This window comes from Enterobacillus tribolii, from assembly GCF_003363015.1.
Taxonomy (GTDB): domain Bacteria; phylum Pseudomonadota; class Gammaproteobacteria; order Enterobacterales; family Enterobacteriaceae; genus Enterobacillus; species Enterobacillus tribolii.
Genome location: NZ_QRAP01000006.1, coordinates 1 through 18450 on the forward strand (window position 1 = coordinate 1; position 18450 = coordinate 18450).

An 18450-nucleotide genomic window follows, 5' to 3' on the forward strand; every position below is an offset into this window, starting at 1 on the left:
ACCTGACCCCATGCCGAACTCAGAAGTGAAACGCCGTAGCGCCGATGGTAGTGTGGGGCTTCCCCATGTGAGAGTAGGGAACTGCCAGGCTTTTAATATCGATTGCGGGTCGAGGTATCCGTGATGAAAAGAAATACGGTGGAGCGGTAGTTCAGTTGGTTAGAATACCTGCCTGTCACGCAGGGGGTCGCGGGTTCGAGTCCCGTCCGTTCCGCCACTAATTTTCCAAAAGGCCTGTGCTATGCACAGGTCTTTTGCGTTATTGACCTATATTTACCTTTCTATTTCCATATTGCGGTTGTTTTTTGTCCTTCCAGTCCTTATAACAAAAGACATATACCAAGCGTTTGGGTACGCCAGGCGCAAAGGCGTATACTGGCTATGTGTAGTAACGGGCATATTGAAACAGATGATTTGATGTATAGGCGGTAAGGTGAGGAAAAAAAACTTTGCCATGCGCTATGTCGCAGGCCTTCCCGCAGAGCGAGTTTTTCCCGGTGCGATGAATGAGCTGGGGCAGAAGATTCCACCCATTCAGACATTGCCTTCGGATGATGTGTTGCGGGTGATGGTATGGAATATTTTCAAACAACAGCGTGCAGACTGGCTGTCTGTACTGCGGGAGTACGGTAAAGATTCTCAACTGGTTTTGTTGCAGGAAGCGCAAACAACGCCAGAACTCGTACGCTTTGCCACCAGTAACTATATGACGGCGGATCAGGTGCCGGCATTTGCGTTACCACAGCATCCCTCCGGCGTGATGACGCTGGCGGCGGCGCATCCTGTCTATTGCTGCCCGCTGCGTGAACGCGAGCCTTTATTGAGATTGTCTAAATCTGCTTTGGTGACCGTCTACCCGCTTTATGACGGTCGCTTACTGATGGTGGTGAACATCCATGCGGTTAACTTCAGTCTTGGCGTCGATGTCTACAGCAAACAACTTGATCCGATCGGCGAGCAAATTGCCCAGCATAAAGGCCCGGTGATCATGGCCGGCGACTTCAATGCCTGGAGCCGGCAGCGTATTAATGCGCTATACCGTTTTGCCAGCGGCGTAGAGTTACAGGAGGTGAGGTTTACCGACGATAATCGCCGTAAAGCCTTTGGCCGGCCCCTGGATTTTGTTTTTTACCGCGGTCTGGGGGTTGTTGAAGCTTCGGTACTAGTGACGGAAGCCTCCGATCACAACCCGCTGATTGTTGAGTTCAAACCCGATTTTCATGCCTGACCCGGCTTAAACGCAGACGTAAAAAAAGCACCTTTATAAAGGTGCTTTTTTATGAACAACACTTATCAGCTGCTGGGCCGGGACTTGTTATTGACGTAAAGCGTCAATGTGTCTCCGGGTTTAATCTTACTGCTCTTGGCAATAACACTGTTCCAGCGCATTACGTCATTGATGTTAACACCGTGACGTTTAGCAATGCTGGCAATAGAGTCACCCTTACGTACCTGGTAGGTGATGCCGCTATTGCTCTTGCTGCTTGATTTTGATGCCGTATTATTAGCCACCTGAAGCGTTTGACCGACTTTCAGTTTGCTCTTGCCATTCAACCGGTTCCAGCTCAGAAGATCTTTCTGGCTGACGTTCAGTCGCTTGGCGATGGAGGACACCGTGTCGCCCGAGCGAACCTTATAGGTTGAACGCTTGCCTGCGGAAATGGACTCTTCCGCGGCTGCAATTTGTGACGGTAATACTGCAGCAATCTCACCCACTGCCAGAGAATCTTTCAGCTTCTCCATGTGAGACTTCGGCACCATGATGTAATGCGGCCCGTTAGGCGCGGTTACATTACGTTTGTAGCCGGGGTTATAGGCTTTGATTTTGGTCAGGGACATCCCCGCCATTTCCGCTGCCTGTGACAACCCAATCTGCTGCCCGACATCTATCCGGGCTAATGCCCGTTGTTCATTGGCCTTCGGCAACTTAACGCCATAACGCTTACTGTTTTTGATGATGTCACTCAGCGCCAGCATCTTTGGTACATACAATGATGTTTCGCGCGGCAGTGACAACGACCAGAAATCAGTCGGGCGTCCCTGAGCTTTATTTGCCTTAACAGCCTTCATGACACGCCCTTCACCGCTGTTAAACGCTGCGATGGTCAGTAACCAATCGCCGTTAAACATCCGGTTCATACGCTGCATCATGTTCAGTGCTGCGGTGGTTGAAGCGACAACGTCGCGGCGGCCATCGTACCACTGATTTTGTTTCAGTCCATAATTGCGTCCCGTTTGCGGCACTATCTGCCATAGCCCTGCGGCGTTGGCGGAAGATGTCGCGTGTGGGTTAAAAGCGCTCTCCACTATGGGTAGCAGTACCAGTTCCATCGGCATATTACGTTTCTTAATCTGCTCGACTATCCAGTACATGTACGGCTCTGCCCGTAATGTTACATCGTGGAGATAGCTCTTACTGCGTAAATATTTATTTTTTTGTTCGCGGATCCGGGGATTATCCGGAACCTTCATCTTCAGTTCGTCACTAATGAAGTCCCACAAATCTTGATCTTCGTAACTGACGTTGCCGTTAAGCCACTTAGATCCGTTTGCAGGGCGTCCTGCTTCACTTCGACCCGCTGAAGACAAACTCTGCGCATGCTGCTCGGGCTCTTGCACAGGCTGCTGTTTGGCAGCCTGACACCCGACTAACAACACAGAGGCAAGTAGTATTGCTTTAGCCTTCATGTGTGTGTCTACTGGTGATTAAAAGACGAGCAATAATACTTTGCCTGATCAAATAACACAACTAAAAGCTTCAAAAGTTATCTTTCATGATGCGTAAACGGGCAAACACTTGCCAAGCATTTTCAGGAGGAATAGTAAAGCCTAGTTTTTCTTGTAAATCAGTGTCATGGGAACGTAAAAAAAGATTAATTGAACGCTCGGTTTGCAGTAAAGAGGGGACGCTGGGCTGTCCTTTTGACCTTATCAGCTCAACTTGTTTCTGATATGTTTCTATTTGGCTATCTTCTGGTAAAACATGGCGCGCAAACCGCAGATTTGAAAGCGTATACTCGTGTGCGCAACAGACCTGCGTGTTATCAGGAAGTTGCGCAAGGTGTTGCAGCGAGTCATACATCTGCTGCGCAGTGCCTTCAAAAAGGCGTCCGCAGCCAGCGGAAAAGAGAGTATCGCCGCAAAACAGATAGGGCGCGGCATAATAAGCGATATGGCCCGCCGTATGGCCCGGCACAGCCATTACGGTAAAATTCATGCCTAATACGCTGATGCTTTCCCGGTCGCCGACAACCCGGTTACATCCTTTCCCCACCGTCTCTTGCGGGCCGTATACCGTAAGATCCGGGTAGTGACGAACAATTTCCGCAACGCCGCCAACGTGGTCATTATGGTGATGGGTGAGCAGGATGGCTTTAGGAGTTAGCTGATTTTCGCTTAGCGCATGTAAGACCGGCCCGGCCTCGCCAGGATCGACGATCACACAATCATGCTGTTCATTGCGCAACAACCAAATGTAATTGTCCTGAAAGGCCGGAATGCTGATAAGATTCATGGATATTCTTTCCCCAGAAAAAGGTTGTGAATGAAGCCCGCGCAAACAGCACAGTTGATAGATATTCCCCACTCATGGAGCGAAATCCCATGGGGAGAATATTATCGTGCCGCGCTGGAGCGTCAGTTGGAACCCTGGTGGCCGAAATTGTTCGGGTATCACTTACTGAAGCTTGGTCCGCTCAGCGCGGAGATTGCAACGGATAAGTGCGCGATCTCTCATCAGATCAACGCGGGATACGGTGAGCAGGACGCTCAGGTTGTCGTCGATCCCTGCTATCTTCCCTTTGCGCCGAAGTCCGTTGATGCCTGCCTGCTGGCGCATACCTTGTGCTATTCCGGCGACCCTCACCGTATATTACGCGAAGTTGACCGGATTTTGATCGACGATGGCTGGGTTATCTTAAGCGGGTTTAACCCCGTCAGCCTGTTGGGCATGGGAAAATTGTTGCCTTATGTCCGGGGCAGGCAGCCCTACGTTAGCCGGATGTTTACCCTGATGCGCGTGGTGGACTGGTTGCACGTTCTGAATTTCGAGGTGCTGCATTTGTCGCGTTTTCAGGTGTTGCCCTGGAGCCGGAAAGGCGGTGAGTTTTTGAGCCGGCACCTGCCGGCCCTGGGCTGTGAAAGCATGATTATTGCCCGCAAACGCACCATTCCGCTAACGCCGATGATGCTGAAGGGAAAACTGATCCGCCCCGGCTGGCGGCGGGCCGTAGGGGCGACGAAAAGCTTTCGCGACCGCCCCTGAAAACGTTTATTCCGGCTGGTAGCCGGTATCTTCCCGCGTCGGGCTGCCGGCCGCGGCGCGCGCCAGTTCGTCGCAGCGCTCGTTTTCCGGGTGCCCGGCATGCCCTTTAATCCAGACCCAATTGATGTCATGAGGCCGGATAGCTTCATCAAGGCGCTGCCATAAATCGACGTTTTTAACCGGTTTCTTGTCCGCGGTTTTCCAGCCGCGTTTTTTCCAGTTGTGGATCCACTGGGTGATCCCCTGACGCACGTACTGGCTGTCGCTGCACAGCGTGACCCGGCAGGGGCTTTTGAGCGCTTCCAGTGCTACGATCGCGGCCATCATCTCCATGCGGTTGTTGGTCGTCAGGCGGTAACCCGCGCTCATGGTTTTTTCATGTTGCTTATAACGCAGGATCGCGGCATAGCCACCCGGGCCGGGGTTACCCAGGCATGAACCGTCAGTGAAAATCTCTACCTGTTTCTGCATCTCTGGTAGACTACCCCTCAGTAAAAATCACAAACGTTAAGTCTGACATAAAGTGACACCATGAGCACAACATTAACGCGACAGATTGTTCTTGATACGGAAACCACGGGTATGAACCAGCTCGGGGTTCACTACGAAGGGCACCGTATTATTGAAATCGGCGCCGTGGAGGTCATTAACCGCCGTCTGACGGGACGTAACTTTCACGTCTACATCAAGCCGGATCGTCTGGTGGATCCGGAGGCATTCGGCGTTCACGGCATCAGCGACGATTTTCTGCTGGATAAGCCTTCGTTCGCCGACATTGCCGACGAGTTCCTGGAATATATCCGGGGTGCTGAGTTAGTCATCCATAACGCGCCGTTTGATATCGGCTTCATGGATTATGAATTCAGCAAGCTGAAGCGTGATATCCCCAAAACGTCGACCTTTTGCACCATTACCGACAGCCTGGTGATGGCGCGCCGTTTGTTTCCCGGCAAAAGGAACAGCCTTGACGCGCTCTGTTCACGCTATGAAATAGATAACAGCAAGCGAACCCTGCACGGCGCATTGCTCGATGCCCAGATTCTATCCGACGTTTATCTGACGATGACCGGCGGGCAAACGTCGCTGGCGTTTTCGATGGAAAATGAGTCGAAAGAAGAGGCGGCGACCGGTGAACAACTTCGTGCGGTTCAGCGTGCGACATCGTTGCGCGTGATCGCCGCCAGCGAGGCCGAACTGGAGGCGCATGAAAAACGTCTTGATTTGGTGCAGAAAAAAGGCGGAAGCTGCCTGTGGCGTGCCTGAATGTACTGAAAATAAACAGAAAAGACTAAAAACCGAACAAATGGCCTGCACGGGAAGAAAAAGAGTTGACGGAACTAGGCGCTATCCGTAATATCCGCATCGTCCCTGATGGGATAACGCGGAGCGGTAGTTCAGTTGGTTAGAATACCTGCCTGTCACGCAGGGGGTCGCGGGTTCGAGTCCCGTCCGTTCCGCCAATATTCCGAAGCCCTGAATCAGCAATGATTCAGGGCTTTTTGCTTTCTGGCGATCCGCGCAAATTTACACGCCCGCCAGCGCTTTCTCTGCATATAAATAGCCGATCCCCATTACCTGCTGCGTGCGACTGAGCTGCCCAAAACCGATATGCGTGGCATTGACCATATGCGGATCGGAAGAGTCAAACGGATTAGCGCCGGTCTGGCGGATGATGCTCTGCAGCCAGCGGTCGCCAAAAGCGCAGCAGCGGCCATAAAAATATATCTGGTTGATATTCAGGATATTGAGGAAGTTATACAGGCTGAGTCCGATGGCGTTGGCGGCCTGCTCGACCCATCCCTGAATCAGCCTGTCGCCCTCATGATAGCGTTTGATTAACTGCGCGCTGGTTAGTGTATCCCAGTCGATGCCGGTTTCACCGGGCGGTTGGGATTTGTACCAGGTACGGACACGTTTTTTCAGCGCGGTGAGAGAGGCGACGGTTTCCAGGCAACCATAACGCCCGCAGTCGCAGGCAGCGCCGTCCGGGTTGACGATGGTATGGCCGATTTGCCCGCTGCCGTACAGGCTGCCGCGATAGATTTGCCGGTTGATAACGAACGACGAACCGATGCCGTAGTCCACGTTGATGACGCAAAAATCCCGGCTGTTTTCGGCATTCTGCCATTTTTCCGCCAGGGCAAGCATCACGCAGTCATTGTCCAGCAGCACCCGCGTATCCAGTTTCTCTTCCAGCAAATATTTGATTTCCACCGGCTCTTTCCACGGCGCCTGCGGCATGGTTTGCGAAACGCCGGTTACCGGATCGACCTGCCCATGGATGGCGAGAGCCAGATCGATCCGCCAGCCGGGGAATTGTTTACGCCGTGCGTAATAAATCCGTTCAATGGCCTGTAGCAGCGCCTGCGGGTGTGGCGCTTCGGTCCCTGAGGAACAGAGCGTCTCCTGCGGCATGATCCGGCTGTCGACCGTCAGGCTTTCAATACCGGTCGGCGTTACGTTCATGCACAGGATCAGACGGTTGTTCTGGGCAATCTGATAGCTGCCGCCGCTGACGCCGCGTTTACTCAATCCTTCGCTTAAATGATCAATCAGCCTCTCCGCCAGCAGTTCCTCCAGAATGTTACCCACCGCGGGAATGGACAGGCCGGTCTGCGTTGCCAGCAGCGATTTGCTGACCTGCTTATGTTGATAAATGAGCGTCAGCAGCACGCGCTTGTTGTAGCTGCGGATACGTGAGTTATTCAGGCCGGGTTCAAACATTTCACTAAATTCCGTTAACTATATTGCGTGATCTTTCGGCGCTACAGGCCGGTATTACTTCCATACACTTCAAGCATACCTGAGTTCACTCTCATTTTTTTACTATAGAGGCGATGAAATGTACGGTGAAGTAAAAGTCTGGCAGGAAAAAATAACCTTACCGACCTACCTGACCGGCGCGGAAGATCCCAACCCCATGTTTTTGGAAAAGCGGGTCTATCAGGGGTCATCCGGTGCGGTCTATCCCTATGGCGTGATCGACACGCTGACCGGCGAATGCGTTGATCGCGATTATCAGGCGGTGTGGATGGAGAATGACTTTATCCGCATTATGCTGTTGCCCGAACTGGGGGGCAGAATTCAGCGCGCCTATGACAAAGTGATGCAGCGTGACTTTGTTTACTATAACGAGGTGGTAAAGCCTGCTCTGGTTGGCCTGGTTGGGCCGTGGATTTCCGGCGGAATCGAGTTCAACTGGCCGCAGCATCACCGCCCGACGACGTTTATGCCGGTGGACGTAACGTTCCGCACCCACGACGACGGCGCCCAAACCGTCTGGCTGGGCGAAGTGGAGCCGATGCGCGGTTTGCAGGTGATGACCGGATTCACCCTGTACCCCGATAAAGCCCTGATTGAAATTACCGGCAAGGTGTTTAACGGCAACGCCACGCCGCGCCATTTCCTCTGGTGGGCCAACCCGGCGGTGAAGGGCGGCGACGATCACCAGAGCGTCTTTCCCCCGGATGTGACGGCGGTATACGACCACGGCAAACGCGACGTCTCGGCGTTCCCGATAGCCACCGGTACTTACTACAAAGTGGACTACTCCGCCGGCGTGGATATTTCCCGCTACAAAAACGTCCCGGTTCCCACATCGTATATGGCGGACAAATCAAATTACGATTTCGTCGGTGCGTACCATCACGGTGAAGAGGGCGGACTACTGCACGTTGCCGATCACCACATCTCCCCGGGCAAGAAACAGTGGACCTGGGGCAACTGCGACTTCGGTCTGGCCTGGGATCGCAACCTGACCGATAACAACGGCCCTTACATTGAACTGATGACGGGCGTCTTTACCGATAACCAGCCGGACTTCACCTGGCTGGCGCCGTATGAAGAAAAAGTATTCGTACAAAACTTCCTGCCTTACAGCCGGTTAGGAACGCTGCAAAACGCCAATACCCGGGTTGCGGTGAAACTGGAGCGGGAGAACGATCGGCTTTCTCTCGGCGTTTACGCCATTGCTCCGCTGGAAGCGGCGACATTGTTACTGGAAAATGCGGCGGGTCAGGTTTTTCAGGAGTCCATAACATTAGCGCCAGCGCAGGTGTGGCAGCGCCGGATCGCGGACAACAGCGCAGATCGCCTTACGCTGCGGATCGTTGACGGCGAAGGCCAGGAGGTGATCCTGTATCAGGAACATATTCCGCAGGACGTACCGTTACCTGATGCGGCAACCGCGCCGGCTAAGCCGGAAGCGCTGACCTGCTGCGATGAGCTTTATTTCATCGGTCAGCATCTCGAACAGTACCTCCATGCCAGCCGTTCACCGTTTGACTACTACCTGCGTGCGCTGGAACTGGATCCTCAGGACTACCGCTGCAACGTTGCGCTGGCCACGCTGGAATACAACCGGGGCGACTATGAGAAAACACGGCGTTATGCCGATGCGGCATTGCAACGGGCGCACCGCTGGAACAAAAACCCTCAAAATGGTCAGGCCAGTCTGCTGCGGGCTTCGGCGAATGAGCGCAGCGGACATTATGACGACGCTTACGACGACTATTTCAAAGCCAGCTGGAGCGGCGATTGTCGTGATGCCGCGTTTTACGGGCTGGCCCGTCTGGCCCTGCGTAAAGGTGATGCCGCGCAGGCGCTGGCGTTTGTGCGCCAGAGCCTGACGTTTAACGGCGCCAATAATTTAGCCATGGGTTTGCAGGCGCTGTGCCTGCATCGTCTCGGACAGCATGAGGAAGCGCAGGCGTGGTTGGAGCGATGCCTGAAGGCGTATCCGCTGAGCTATGTCCTTTATTACGCACGCTATGCCATAACGGGATCACAGCCTGATGAGCAGGAGCTTAAGCGGGTCACCAACGACCGCGGCATGAACGCCTGCGTACTTGCCGGATGGTTGCTGAGCTTCGGGCAATGCCGTGAAGCGGCTGATTTACTGACTCTGCTGGACAACCAGGAAACATTGCCGCTGCTCTTCCGTGCCGCGTTAGAAAAGGATGCTGCTTTACGTGCGCCCCTGCTGGTTCAGGCAAAACAAAATTTCCATTTGCGCGTGCGTTTCCCCAATACGCTGGACGAAGTGGACATTCTGCGTCGTCTGCCGGACGACGGCTTTGCCCAGTATCTGTTGGGATGCTTTTTCTACAGCAAGCGGGACTATGCACAGGCGCTGGCATGCTGGCAGACAACGAAGGAAAAACTGCCTGACTTCGCCGGTGTTTGGCGCGTACTGGGTATTCACGCTTACAACAAACTTCACGATGAAGCTTTGGCCGAAAGCCATTTACGGCAGGCGCTGGCGCTGGAGCCGGAAAATCCGCGTTTGCTGTTTGAGCTTGACTGCCTGCACAAGCTGCGCGGTACGGCGCCGGAATCCCGTCTTCAACTGCTGCTGGAACGCCGCGACACCGCGCTCAGGCGCGACGACTTAACCGCTGAGCTGCTCAGCCTGCTTCATATCGCCGGCGAAACGGCGGTGGCGGCGGAGATTTTGCAACGACGCCAGTTCCATCCCTGGGAAGGCGGCGAAGGGAAAGTCACCGGTCAGTACCTGATCAACCGCCAGCGGCGCGCATTGGCGCTAATGGCAGAAGGCCGCTACGATGCCGCCGTCACGCTGCTGGACGAAGCGCTGCACTATCCGCTGAACCTTGGCGAAGGGCGTCTGGTGGGGCAAACCGACAATGATATCTGGTACTTGCTGGCGGTATGCGCTTTACGCCTGGGGGACCGGCAACGGGCCGATGATTGCCTGAAGCAGGCCCTGCGCGGGGAGGATTCCCTGTCGGCAGGCCGTTATTACAACGATCAGCCGGTGGATTATCCGTTCTATCAGGTGATGGCGATGAAGCTGTGCGGTAAAGACGCGGCAGCACGTCAGCGCAGCGAAGCGATGGTGGCATGGGCGCGCCAGCACCGTGACGATCCCGTGGACGCTGACTTCTTCGCCGTTTCCCTGCCGGACCTGATTGCGCTGGATGCATCCCCGGCAGAGCGCTATCAGCAACACTGCCTGTTTGTTGAGGCCCTGGGGCTGCTGGGTCTGGACGACGCAGCGGGATTCCGGCAAACGCTGGATGAATTGCTCCGGCGCAACCCGGCTCATGATAAGGCTCACCTGATACGTTTGGCGCAACAGGCCGGCGTATTCAAGCACTGACGGTCGGACGGGCCGTCAGGCCCGCCCTCTGCACAACCCTGCACGAGGAATAATAATGAATAATACGCAGCAGCATCTCAACATGGGGTATGTCTGGATGATATGCCTGGTCGCCGCCTGCGGCGGCTTACTGTTCGGCTATGACTGGGTGGTCATTGGCGGAGCAAAACCCTTTTATGAAGCCTATTTCAACATCACCGATCCTGCGATGTCCGGCTGGGCGATGAGCTCCGCGCTTGCCGGTTGTGTATTGGGCGCACTGATCGCCGGCTGGAGCGCCGACAAATTCGGCCGCCGCCTGCCGTTGATTCTGGCAGCGATTTTGTTCAGCGCGTCAGCCTGGGGCACCGCCGTTGCTACCAACTTTGACTGGTTTGTGTTTTACCGTATCGTCGGCGGCGTGGGAATCGGGCTTGCTTCCGCCCTCAGCCCGATGTACATCGCCGAGGTCAGCCCGGCGGAAAAACGCGGGAAATTTGTTGCCGTTAACCAGTTAACTATCGTAATTGGCGTACTGGCTGCACAACTGGTGAACCTGATGATTGCAGAACCCGTCGCCTCTTCCGCCACGATGAATGACATTTTGCAGAGCTGGAACGGTCAGATGGGATGGCGCTGGATGTTTGGGGCAGAACTGGTACCGGCGCTGGCGTTTCTGATCCTGATGTTTTTTGTGCCGGAATCACCCCGCTGGCTGGCAAAAGCGGGGCGGATGGAAAAGGCGGAACAGACGTTGCGGCGTATCGGCACCGCGCACTATGCCAGCGCTACGCTGAGCGAGATTCGCCAAACGCTCGGTAACGATACCCGTAAAGTCGCCATTGGCGAACTGTTCAGCGCCAGGGTGCGTCCCGTCTTACTGATCGGGATCGTACTGGCGGTTTTCCAGCAATGGTGCGGAATTAACGTCATTTTCAACTATGCGCAGGAGATTTTTGCTTCCGCCGGATTTGATATTAACAGTACGCTGAAATCCATCGTGGCGACCGGGCTGATTAACCTGATTTTTACCATCGTGGCACTGCCGCTGGTGGACAAGCTCGGACGGCGTAAGCTGATGCTGCTGGGGGCTTCCGGCCTGACGATCATCTATGTGCTGATTGCGCTGGCTTACGGCATGGGCATTCTGGGGCTGCCGGTGCTGATCCTGGTTTTGGCGGCGATTGCGATTTATGCCCTGACGCTGGCGCCGGTAACCTGGGTACTGCTGGCGGAAATTTTCCCCAACCGGGTGCGCGGCCTGGCGATGTCATTGGGAACGCTGGCGTTATGGATCGCCTGCTTCCTGCTGACGTACACCTTCCCGCTGCTGAATGCAGGGCTGGGCGCTTCGGGCAGCTTCCTGCTGTATGGCGTGATTTGCGCATTGGGTTTCCTGTTTGTACTGCGCAAGGTGCCGGAAACCAAAGGCGTCACGCTGGAAGTGCTGGAGCAGCGCCTGGCTTCCGCTAACCGCGGCGCTACGCAACCGGCGGAACGTGCGGCATCATGACGAACGTCTATACCCTTGTTAACCCGCAGTTTCGGCTGCGGGTGACGCCGGACTCCGCGGCGTTGCTCAGCTTCGAGCGTCTGGCGGACGCGCTGCCGCTGTTACGCCCCCGGGAGGCGGCAACGGGGTGGCACCCGGGCGAAAGCGCCTGTTTCCCGATGCTGCCGGTCGCAAACCGGGTACGGGATAACCGGTTTACCTGCAATGGCAGGGAGATTCTGCTGCCGGGCAGTCCGCTGGACCCGCATTTTTTTCTGCATGGCGACGGCTGGATACAGCGCTGGCAGCTTCAGACCCTCGGAGCAGAGCGCATCGTTCTGGAGTTGAGGATTCAGCATGAGTGCGGCTTTGACTATGCGGCGCGTATTGTTTACCGGCTGACGGAGCGGGGGATGGCGGCGAGTCTCAGCCTGCGTCACTGCGGCGCAGAACCGATGCTGTACGGCGCCGGATTCCACCCTTTTTTCACCCTGTGGCGTGATACGACGCTGCGCTTCAGCGCATCCGGCTACTGGCCTGAAGATGAAAACCATCTGCCGCAGGAATGGTGCGGTATGTTCCCCGATGAGGCGGATTTTCGCCGGGGGAAGCGACCGCCGCGCAGTTGGCTGAATATTGGTTATTCCGGCTGGGCCGGAGAAGCGGTGATGCAGACGCCTTCACGCAATTTGTGCCTGAGGTTGCGCAGCCAGACGCCATACCTGATGCTTTATCAGGACGGAGAAGGGGGGGTTATCTGCCTGGAGCCGCAGAGCCATCCGGTGGATGCGCATCATATGCCGGGAAACCCGGGGCTGGTGATGCTGGGAAAAGGAGAGACGCTGCATTTTTCCATGCAGATTCTGGCAGAGGACATCACCTGAAGAGGAGCCGCCGGCGCGCGTTGCGCCGACGGTTTAGCCGGTTACAGCACCTTGTGCGGGCCGAAACACTCATAGTGCAACTGTTCCGGCGCAATACCCATATCCAAAAGCTGGCGGGCGACAAACTGCATAAAACCGACCGGGCCGCAGAAATAGTAGTGCATATCCGGCGTTTTCAACCGATCGCCGACCAGGCTCAAATCCATCAGGCCGGCATGTTCCGATACGTTCTGCGGCTGTGACTCACGCAGCCAGCTATGGCAGGTTAAGCCGGGCAGCTCTTCAGCCAACGTTTTCACTTCTTGGGTAAACGCCCGCGCCTGAGCGTTTTCCGCCGCATGCAGCCACAGGATTTCTCCCTGATGTTTACGCTGGTGCAGGGTATGCAACATCGCCAGCATCGGCGTTTGTCCGACGCCTGCGGAAATCAGCGCTACCGGCGCATCCTTTTCAATCGTCAGGAAGAAATCGCCATGCGGCGGCGCGAGTTGCAGCGTATCGCCTTCCTGAACAGTATTATGCAGGTAGTTAGAAACCAGCCCCTGATCTTCACGCTTCACCGCGATGCGATAGTAACGGCCGTTGGGCGCGGTCGTCAGGGAATACTGGCGGATTTCCTGATGCGGCAGACTGGGATGATTGATATACACGGCGATGTATTGGCCCGGCTGATATGCCGGCAGGTGATCGCCGTCCTGAGGCTCTAGCGTAAAGCTGGTGATGCAGTCGCTCTGTGATTCCTTGCTGACCACCCTGAAGGCCCGCAGGCCGCGCCACCCGCCGGCAGTGGACTCGCTTTCCTGATAGATCTGCTCTTCCCGCTGAATGAACACGTCCGCCAGCACGCCATAAGCCCTTCCCCAGGCATCCAGCACCTCCTGACCCGGATTCAGCATTTCTTCCAGCGTCTTCAGCAAATGGTGACCCACAATCTGATACTGATCCGGCTTGATGGTGAAGCTGGCGTGCTTCTGCGCGATGCGTTCCACCGCGGGCAGCAGGGCCGGTAAGTTGTCGATGTTGGCTGCATAAGCGCTGATGGCGTTAAACAACGCTTCGCGCTGGTTGCCGTTACGCTGGTTGCTCATGTTGAAAATGTCTTTCAACTCGGGGTTATGGTGAAACATGCGATCGTAAAAGTGCGCCGTCAGGGCCGGACCGGTTTCGGCCAGTGCCGGGAGCGTGGATTTAACGATGGCGATAGTTTGTTCATCCAGCATGGGATCATCCTTCTGAAGGTGTGTGCAGCTAATGTTGTATTTTTAATGCATGTTATTGGGTTTTATCATTGATGTAAATCCCCGTTTAACGTAATGTCATTTCCTGATGAAAAAACAGCATGTTGAAGATGAAGAAAATACAGGTGGAAACCGACTTTCCATGAAGGAACAAACCCTTGTCTCTCCTGCTTGCCAATCGTTTGCGTAAAAAGCTGGTTTTAGGTCTATCGTCGCAGGGGGAAAACATATTACACTGTTGGGCAGTTATCTGACGGCGGCCATTTTTGTCGTTGGAATGTGTATTGGTCAATTCAGGTTAGCTGAGTCAGGAGAAGCGGATGTTAAAGCGTGAAATGAACATTGCTGATTACGATGCCGAGTTGTGGCAGGCAATGGAGCAGGAAGTCGTGCGTCAGGAAGAGCATATTGAGCTGATTGCGTCAGAAAACTATACCAGCCCGCGCGTAATGCAGGCTCAGGGATCTCAGCTGACCAACAAGTATGCCGAAGGCTATCCGGGCAAGCGTTATTACGGCGGCTGTGAATACGTCGACATCGTGGAACAACTGGCCATCGATCGCGCCAAAGAACTGTTTGGCGCGGATTACGCCAACGTGCAGCCGCATTCCGGCTCTCAGGCGAACTTTGCCGTTTACACCGCGCTGCTGCAGCCGGGCGACACTGTGCTGGGCATGAACCTGGCGCACGGCGGTCACCTGACGCACGGCTCGCCGGTTAACTTCTCTGGCAAACTCTATAACATCGTGCCTTACGGCATTGATGCGACCGGCCATATCGACTATGACGATCTGGCCGCGCAGGCGGAAAAACATAAGCCGAAAATGATCATCGGCGGTTTCTCTGCGTACTCCGGCGTGGTGGACTGGGCGAAAATGCGTGAAATCGCCGATCGCATCGGCGCTTACCTGTTTGTCGATATGGCGCACGTGGCGGGCCTGGTGGCGGCTGGCGTCTATCCGAACCCGGTTCCCCATGCTCATGTTGTGACCACGACCACCCACAAAACCCTGGCAGGGCCGCGCGGCGGCCTGATCCTGGCGAAAGGCGGCGACGAAGATCTGTATAAGAAACTGAACTCCGCCGTATTCCCTGGCGCGCAGGGCGGCCCGCTGATGCACGTTATCGCGGGCAAGGCCGTGGCGCTGAAAGAGGCTATGGAGCCGGAGTTTAAGGTTTATCAGCATCAGGTTGCCAAAAACGCCAGAGCGATGGTGGACGTGTTCCTGCAACGCGGCTACAACGTGGTGTCCGGCGGTACTGAGAACCACCTGTTCCTGCTGGATCTGGTAGACAAAAATATCACCGGTAAAGATGCCGACGCCGCACTGGGCCGCGCCAACATCACCGTAAATAAAAACAGCGTGCCGAACGATCCGAAGAGCCCGTTCGTGACGTCCGGCGTGCGCGTCGGTACGCCGGCCATCACCCGTCGCGGCTTCAAAGAAGCGGAAGCGCGTGAGCTGGCGGGCTGGATGTGCGACGTGCTGGATAACTTGAATGACGAAGCGACCATTGAACGTACCAAGAAAAAGGTACTGGATATCTGCGCCCGTTACCCGGTTTATGCATAACGCAGCATTCTGACTGACCATGAAGCGGCCCCAAAACGGGGCCGTTTTTTATTTCTCCTGCACCACGCCTTCCTGCATCAGCCAGGCGCCGAAGGTTATCGCCACCAGGCACAACTCTTCCTCCGGGATGCGCAGCCCGTAGGTTTGCTCCAGATCTTTCAGCGCCTGACGGGTGACGGAAAGCAATCCGGGATAAAGCTGCTCAATTTCGTTGAGTAACGGGTTATCAATCTTCAGTTCAAACAGGCAGCGTTCAATTGCCGCACCCATGTGGGCGAACAGGCGCTGGCGCAGCGTTTCCCGCTGGCTGAAATGGCAGCCGGTTAATATCTCCACCCGATCGATAACGCGCTCAATCTGCCCCATCAGCCGTTGTTCACTCTCCGGGGCGGCGGGGGAATAGCAGTAGGTTTTGATTACGGAGAGGATAAATGTAATAAAATCACATTCGTCTGCGAAACGTTCCCGGCCAAGGGGGCCGAATGTGCTGCGGCATAACTGCCGGGCGAGGGCATATTCCGGTTTTTGCCGCAGCCATTTTTGCTGTGCGGGAGCGAACGTATGCAGCGTTCCGGTTTGATGCTGGCAATGAGCGTGCTGATAATGGCAATAATGTAAAAAGTGCAGGATAAACTGACGGTTGTGTTCGCTAAAGGTGCGTTGTAGCGGGCGTTCGGCGTCGGTGAGAAGGGTATTGATCTGCCGCGAATGATAAACCGTATCCCAGTGCCCGTGGCAGGTATTCAGGCGGGGAATAAACAGCGTTTCCACGCCGTTGGGCGTCAGGCGCAGCGCCCGCCTCAGCCAGTGAATCAGGCATTGGCGCCGGTCATACAGGCTGCCTTCGAGCTGATATTCATCGGGCGTCGGGCTGGTGATATGCAGGGCGTGGAAATGCGCGATCTCATGATTAACGTCAGCGACATCCTGGCGTGAAACGTCGGGCGAAACGCGGTTTATCCGGCTGAGCGCGCAAAGCCCGACCGGAGCTGAGGGGGTAAACAGCAGCAGCATCAGGTGACAACGCCGCTGTTGTGCCGAGAGCTCAGGCACGGCCGGGGTGTCTAAACTCATGTTTGCTCGCTCGTGAAGGTAAAAGAAGTCATCTGTCGTTGGCTAAGAATAGCAAAACTGTGGCAACCTGCCGGACATTACTCCATGATTTTCCGGTTTTGTGACGCAGAAAAAACTGAAAATTGATTTGTTGTTATTGGGTTTTTCCTCAGGAGGTGAAAATGAAGGGTATTTATGCTGCATAAGGGCGTGATGCTCATTTGGGTGTGGCTGGCGTGCTGCGGCATGGCCTGTGCGCACCCCCACAGCTTTATAAACATGCAGGCCAGCCTGGACATTCAGGAAGGGCAACTGACCGGCATGAAAATGGAATGGGAGATGGATGAGATGACGTCCGCTGATCTGCTGTATGACGCAGGAGATGCGAAACCCGGTTCCGAGGTGTGGAAAAAACTGGCGGCGGAGGTGATGGCCAACGTGCTGGGCCAGCACTATTTTACCGAGGCATACCGTGACGGCCAGGCGCTGAAATACCTTAACCGCCCGACCGAATACCGCTTATTCCGGAGCGGACACAAAGCGGTGCTGGAGTTCGTTCTTCCCTTCGCGCATCCCCAGCCGCTGAGCGGCGCGTTTTCTTTTATGACTTACGATCCGGCTTACTACGTCGACATGCGCTATCCGGATGCTAAGGCCGTGACGTTGCCCGCTGATGCGCCGCAGGGCTGTCAGCTTGAACTGTCGACGCCGCAGCCGGATAACGCATTGCGCACTTATGCGCTCAGCCTGGATAAAAACGACGCCCCGGAAGAAGACATGGAATTAGGTAAACAATTTGCCCAGAAGGTGACGCTGCAATGCCGGTAAGCGCCCGCCGGATGTTCATCGCCATTATGCTGTTGGCGGTGTGCGTGGCGCTGGTTTTCTTTATTCAGCATAACTGGGTGGTCTGGCAGCAGATCTCCGTCGATCTGCAACGGCGTTTGCATCAGGTGATGACGCTCTTGTTGCAGGAAGTCGGCGAGAATCGCCCGCGTGCGGGGATCACGCTGGCGGCATTCAGCTTTCTATACGGCGTTCTGCATGCCCTGGGGCCGGGGCACGGCAAAGTTATCATCATGACCTACCTGGCGACGCACCCCTCGCGGCTGCGCGGGAGCCTGGCAATGACCCTGGCGGCTTCGCTGCTGCAGGGGATCGTGGCGATTGCGCTGGTGACGCTGGTGCTGGGCGTGCTGCAACTCTCGTCGCGGCTTCTCCATCAGAGCAGTTTCTGGCTGGAAAAGGGAAGCTATGTGCTGGTGATCCTGCTCGGCGCGATGCTGTGCCTGCGGGCGCTGAAGCAGGCTGTGGCGCTGCGGCGGCGCAATGCGGGGGGTATGCGCATCCGTACGCTGCGTCCTCTGGAAGAAGGGCATGTGCATGATGAAAACTGCGGTTGCGGTCATCAGCATGTTCCCAGCGCCCGGCAAACTGAAGCGGCGGTGTCCTGGCGCACCCGGCTCGCGGTTATCGTCGCGATGGGAATTCGCCCGTGCTCAGGCGCCATTCTGGTTTTGCTGTTCGCCAAGGTGATCGGTGTTTATGGCTGGGGCGTGGCGGCCGCGCTGGCGATGTCGGCGGGAACGGCTATGACGATTTCCGGCATTGCGTTGCTGGTGCATGCGGCGCGCGGGCTGGCACAGCGCGTGGCGGCACAGAGCGGCAAAAAAACATCGGGGTATCTGCCGCTGCTGATCATACTGGCGGGCGGGATTATCCTGATCGTTGCCGGCGTTTTACTTTACCAGGGAGCGGTGCCGCCGGGCGGCGGAATCCGGCCATTTGGCCGCAGCTAGATAAAAAAATACCCGCCGGAAAGGCGGGCATTTCATCAATACGTTA

The 18450-nt window shown here is 55.6% G+C and carries 15 protein-coding genes, 2 tRNA genes and 1 rRNA gene; 12 read left to right on the forward strand and 6 right to left on the reverse strand.

What is annotated here, in order from left to right:
• From rrf to C8D90_RS13180, 3 genes are all read left to right on the forward strand, one after another.
• A 5S ribosomal RNA gene (rrf, locus tag C8D90_RS13170) occupies positions 1 to 90 on the forward strand; the annotation flags it as partial.
• Positions 91 to 140: 50 nt separating this feature from the next.
• A tRNA-Asp gene (locus C8D90_RS13175) sits at positions 141 to 217 on the forward strand.
• Positions 218 to 433: 216 nt separating this feature from the next.
• Complete coding sequence (locus tag C8D90_RS13180) at positions 434 to 1228, forward strand: endonuclease/exonuclease/phosphatase family protein (protein WP_115458927.1); 795 nt, start codon at positions 434 to 436, stop codon at positions 1226 to 1228.
• Between the two features lie 65 nt (positions 1229 to 1293).
• Here C8D90_RS13180 and mltD read toward each other — a convergent pair whose 3' ends face one another.
• Both mltD and gloB read right to left on the reverse strand, forming a co-directional pair.
• Positions 1294 to 2688: a murein transglycosylase D gene (gene mltD, locus C8D90_RS13185; protein WP_115458928.1), complete on the reverse strand. Its 1395-nt coding sequence runs from the start codon at positions 2686 to 2688 to the stop codon at positions 1294 to 1296.
• Positions 2689 to 2758: 70 nt separating this feature from the next.
• Positions 2759 to 3514, reverse strand: a complete 756-nt coding sequence (gene gloB, locus C8D90_RS13190; RefSeq protein WP_115458929.1) for a hydroxyacylglutathione hydrolase — start codon at positions 3512 to 3514, stop codon at positions 2759 to 2761.
• A gap of 30 nt (positions 3515 to 3544) precedes the next feature.
• On the opposite strand from gloB, the gene C8D90_RS13195 reads away from it, so the two are divergent.
• On the forward strand, positions 3545 to 4264 hold the full coding sequence (locus C8D90_RS13195) for a class I SAM-dependent methyltransferase (protein ID WP_115458930.1): 720 nt from the start codon (positions 3545 to 3547) through the stop codon (positions 4262 to 4264).
• A 6-nt stretch (positions 4265 to 4270) separates the two neighbouring features.
• Here the strand turns inward: C8D90_RS13195 and rnhA are convergent, their stop codons facing one another.
• The gene (gene rnhA / locus C8D90_RS13200; protein ID WP_115458931.1) at positions 4271 to 4735 is read right to left on the reverse strand and encodes a ribonuclease HI; all 465 of its coding nucleotides are present in this window, start codon (positions 4733 to 4735) and stop codon (positions 4271 to 4273) included.
• 60 nt (positions 4736 to 4795) lie between these two features.
• Here rnhA and dnaQ point away from each other — a divergent pair, with 60 nt between their 5' ends.
• Together dnaQ and C8D90_RS13210 are read left to right on the forward strand one after the other, a co-directional pair.
• Positions 4796 to 5527, forward strand: coding sequence for a DNA polymerase III subunit epsilon (gene dnaQ / locus C8D90_RS13205; RefSeq protein WP_115458932.1), 732 nt, complete (start codon positions 4796 to 4798; stop codon positions 5525 to 5527).
• A gap of 120 nt (positions 5528 to 5647) precedes the next feature.
• Positions 5648 to 5724, forward strand: a tRNA-Asp gene (locus C8D90_RS13210).
• Between the two features lie 64 nt (positions 5725 to 5788).
• Here the strand turns inward: C8D90_RS13210 and C8D90_RS13215 are convergent.
• Positions 5789 to 6988, reverse strand: coding sequence for an ROK family protein (locus C8D90_RS13215; protein ID WP_115458933.1), 1200 nt, complete (start codon positions 6986 to 6988; stop codon positions 5789 to 5791).
• A gap of 118 nt (positions 6989 to 7106) precedes the next feature.
• Here C8D90_RS13215 and C8D90_RS13220 point away from each other — a divergent pair, with 118 nt between their 5' ends.
• From C8D90_RS13220 to C8D90_RS13230, 3 genes are read left to right on the forward strand one after another with little or no spacing between them, the layout of a single operon-like run.
• Positions 7107 to 10385: a DUF5107 domain-containing protein gene (locus C8D90_RS13220; RefSeq protein ID WP_115458934.1), complete on the forward strand. Its 3279-nt coding sequence runs from the start codon at positions 7107 to 7109 to the stop codon at positions 10383 to 10385.
• A gap of 52 nt (positions 10386 to 10437) precedes the next feature.
• Positions 10438 to 11877 (forward strand): sugar porter family MFS transporter, encoded by a 1440-nt coding sequence (locus C8D90_RS13225; protein ID WP_268991129.1) that lies wholly within the window; start codon positions 10438 to 10440, stop codon positions 11875 to 11877.
• A complete protein-coding gene (locus tag C8D90_RS13230) occupies positions 11874 to 12740 on the forward strand; it encodes an aldose 1-epimerase (RefSeq protein WP_115458936.1) in 867 nt (288 codons plus the stop codon). Before C8D90_RS13225 ends, C8D90_RS13230 begins: the two co-directional genes overlap by 4 nt.
• Positions 12741 to 12781: 41 nt before the next feature.
• On the opposite strand, the gene hmpA is transcribed toward C8D90_RS13230, so the two are convergent.
• A complete protein-coding gene (gene hmpA / locus C8D90_RS13235) occupies positions 12782 to 13960 on the reverse strand; it encodes an NO-inducible flavohemoprotein (RefSeq protein WP_115458937.1) in 1179 nt (392 codons plus the stop codon).
• A 338-nt stretch (positions 13961 to 14298) separates the two neighbouring features.
• Here hmpA and glyA point away from each other — a divergent pair, with 338 nt between their 5' ends.
• Entirely contained in the window at positions 14299 to 15552 is a 1254-nt protein-coding gene (glyA, locus tag C8D90_RS13240; RefSeq protein ID WP_115458938.1) for a serine hydroxymethyltransferase, read from the forward strand.
• A 48-nt stretch (positions 15553 to 15600) separates the two neighbouring features.
• On the opposite strand, the gene csiE is transcribed toward glyA, so the two are convergent.
• Positions 15601 to 16626 (reverse strand): stationary phase inducible protein CsiE, encoded by a 1026-nt coding sequence (gene csiE, locus C8D90_RS13245; RefSeq protein ID WP_115458939.1) that lies wholly within the window; start codon positions 16624 to 16626, stop codon positions 15601 to 15603.
• A 174-nt stretch (positions 16627 to 16800) separates the two neighbouring features.
• Between csiE and C8D90_RS13250 the strand changes: the two genes are divergently transcribed.
• Together C8D90_RS13250 and C8D90_RS13255 are read left to right on the forward strand one after the other, a co-directional pair.
• The gene (locus C8D90_RS13250; RefSeq protein ID WP_115458940.1) at positions 16801 to 17433 is read left to right on the forward strand and encodes a DUF1007 family protein; all 633 of its coding nucleotides are present in this window, start codon (positions 16801 to 16803) and stop codon (positions 17431 to 17433) included.
• Positions 17424 to 18404, forward strand: a complete 981-nt coding sequence (locus tag C8D90_RS13255) for a nickel/cobalt transporter (RefSeq protein ID WP_147291362.1) — start codon at positions 17424 to 17426, stop codon at positions 18402 to 18404. Before C8D90_RS13250 ends, C8D90_RS13255 begins: the two co-directional genes overlap by 10 nt.
• Positions 18405 to 18450: the final 46 nt, after the last annotated feature.